Annotated in this window: 1 rRNA gene; it reads right to left on the reverse strand. The window is 54.6% G+C overall.

The features are described 5' to 3' along the window. Positions 1-6: 6 nt before the first annotated feature. Positions 7-2,920: ribosomal RNA gene (locus tag EVJ34_RS15310) — 23S ribosomal RNA — on the reverse strand. Positions 2,921-3,007: the final 87 nt, after the last annotated feature.

The following is a 3,007-nucleotide window of genomic DNA, read 5'->3' on the forward strand; positions in this document are numbered from 1 at the left end:
TTAGACTAGATCAAAGCCTCGACCGATTAGTATCATTCAGCTCCACACGTCGCCGTGCTTCCACCCATGACCTATCTACCTCATCGTCTCTGAGGGGTCTTTCTTGATTGCTCAAAGGGAAATCTCATCTCGGAGGGGGCTTCATGCTTAGATGCTTTCAGCACTTATCCCGTCCGCACGTAGCTACCCAGCGATGCTCCTGGCGGAACAACTGGTACACCAGCGGTGCGTCCATCCCGGTCCTCTCGTACTAAGGACAGCTCTCCTCAAATTTCCTGCGCCCACGACGGATAGGGACCGAACTGTCTCACGACGTTCTGAACCCAGCTCGCGTACCGCTTTAATGGGCGAACAGCCCAACCCTTGGGACCTACTCCAGCCCCAGGATGCGATGAGCCGACATCGAGGTGCCAAACCTCCCCGTCGATGTGGACTCTTGGGGGAGATCAGCCTGTTATCCCCAGGGTAGCTTTTATCCGTTGAGCGATGGCCCTTCCATGCGGAACCACCGGATCACTAAGCCCGACTTTCGTCCCTGCTCGACTTGTAGGTCTCGCAGTCAAGCTCCCTTCTGCCTTTGCACTCTTCGAATGATTTCCAACCATTCTGAGGGAACCTTTGGGCGCCTCCGTTACTGTTTAGGAGGCGACCGCCCCAGTCAAACTACCCACCTGACACGGTCCTCCAGCCGGATCACGGCTGCGAGTTAGAGACTCTATACGCAAAGGGTGGTATCCCAAGGGTGTCTCCACCGAAGCTGGCGCTCCGGCTTCACAAACTCCCACCTATCCTGTACATCGCGTACAAAGCCTCAATATCAGGCTGTAGTAAAGCTCCATGGGGTCTTTCCGTCCTGTCGCGGGTAACCTGCATCTTCACAGGTACTATGATTTCACCGGGTCTCTCGTTGAGACAGTGCCCAAATCGTTACGCCTTTCGTGCGGGTCGGAACTTACCCGACAAGGAATTTCGCTACCTTAGGACCGTTATAGTTACGGCCGCCGTTTACTGGGGCTTCGGTTCAGTGCTTCTCTTGCGATGACACATCCCCTTAACCTTCCAGCACCGGGCAGGCGTCAGCCCCTATACTTCATCTTGCGATTTAGCAGAGACCTGTGTTTTTGCTAAACAGTCGTTTGGGCCTATTCACTGCGGCTTATGTTGCCATAAGCGTCCCTTCTCCCGAAGTTACGGGACCATTTTGCCGAGTTCCTTAACGAGAGTTATCCCGCGCGTCTTAGAATTCTCATCTCGCCTACCTGTGTCGGTTTACGGTACTGGCGCCGACCTCCTTACTAGAGGCTTTTCTTGGCAGCGTGAAATCCGGTACTTCGCCCTACGGGCTCCACGTCACAGCTCAGCCTTGTGTGTCGGGCGGATTTGCCAACCCGACGGCCTTGCTGCTTGTCCGTGCACTTCCAGTCGCACGGTTACCTTATCCTTCTGCGTCCCCCCATCGTTCAAACGGTGGTACGGCGGTACAGGAATATCAACCTGTTGTCCATCGCCTACGCCTTTCGGCCTCGGCTTAGGTCCAGACTAACCCTGAGCGGACGAGCCTTCCTCAGGAAACCTTGGGCTTTCGACGGAGGGGATTCTCACCCCTCTTTTCGCTACTCACACCGGCATTCTCACTTCCAAGCGCTCCACGGCTCCTCACGATACCGCTTCACTGCTGCTTGGAACGCTCCCCTACCATCCCTTACGGGATCCATAGCTTCGGTGGTATGTTTAGCCCCGTTACATTTTCGGCGCGGCGTCACTCGACTAGTGAGCTATTACGCACTCTTTGAATGATGGCTGCTTCTAAGCCAACATCCTAGTTGTCTGTGCAACGCCACATCCTTTTCCACTTAACATACACTTGGGGACCTTAGCTGATGGTCTGGGCTGTTTCCCTTTCGACTACGGATCTTATCACTCGCAGTCTGACTCCCGAGTACAAGTTGCCGGCATTCGGAGTTTGACTGAATTCGGTAACCCTGTGGGGGCCCCTAGTCCAATCAGTGCTCTACCTCCGGAACTCTTCACCTCGAGGCTAGCCCTAAAGCTATTTCGGGGAGAACCAGCTATCTCCAGGTTCGATTGGCATTTCACCGCTACCCACACCTCATCCCCGCACTTTTCAACGTGCGTGGGTTCGGACCTCCAGTCAGTGTTACCTGACCTTCATCCTGGACATGGGTAGATCACCTGGTTTCGGGTCTACGACGACGGACTGATGCGCCCTATTCAGACTCGCTTTCGCTGCGGCTCCGCCTCATCGGCTTAACCTCGCCCGCCATCGTAACTCGCCGGTTCATTCTACAAAAGGCACGCCATCACCCGTTAACGGGCTCTGACTACTTGTAGGCATACGGTTTCAGGATCTGTTTCACTCCCCTTCCGGGGTGCTTTTCACCTTTCCCTCACGGTACTGGTTCACTATCGGTCACTAGGAAGTATTTAGCCTTGGGAGATGGTCCTCCCGGATTCCGACGGGGTTTCACGTGTCCCGCCGTACTCAGGATCCACTCTGGAGGGGATAAGATTTCAGCTACAGGGCCGTCACCTTCTCTGGCCGACCTTTCCAGGTCGTTCACCTATCCTATCCCTTTGTAACTCCGTATAGAGTGTCCTACAACCCCAGGAAGCATGCTTCCTGGTTTGGGCTGTTCCCGTTTCGCTCGCCGCTACTCAGGGAATCGAATTTTCTTTCTCTTCCTCCGGGTACTTAGATGTTTCAGTTCCCCGGGTTTGCCTCACGCCGTGCTATGTATTCACACGGGTGTCCCGCCAGTCTCCCGGCGGTGGGTTCCCCCATTCGGATACCCCTGGATCAACGTGTACTTACCACTCCCCAGGGCATTTCGCTGTTCGTCGCGTCCTTCATCGGCTCCTAGTGCCAAGGCATCCACCGTACGCCCTTTCTACCTTGATCTAGCGTCTAAGACACACGGTCCTCACGGACCATATGTGAAATTAATTGGTTTGATGTCTTGATGAATCTTCAGTTTTCAAGGAACAA

This window comes from Exiguobacterium sp. SL-9 (genome assembly GCF_004336985.1).
In the GTDB taxonomy this organism is placed as follows: Bacteria; Bacillota; Bacilli; order Exiguobacteriales; family Exiguobacteriaceae; genus Exiguobacterium.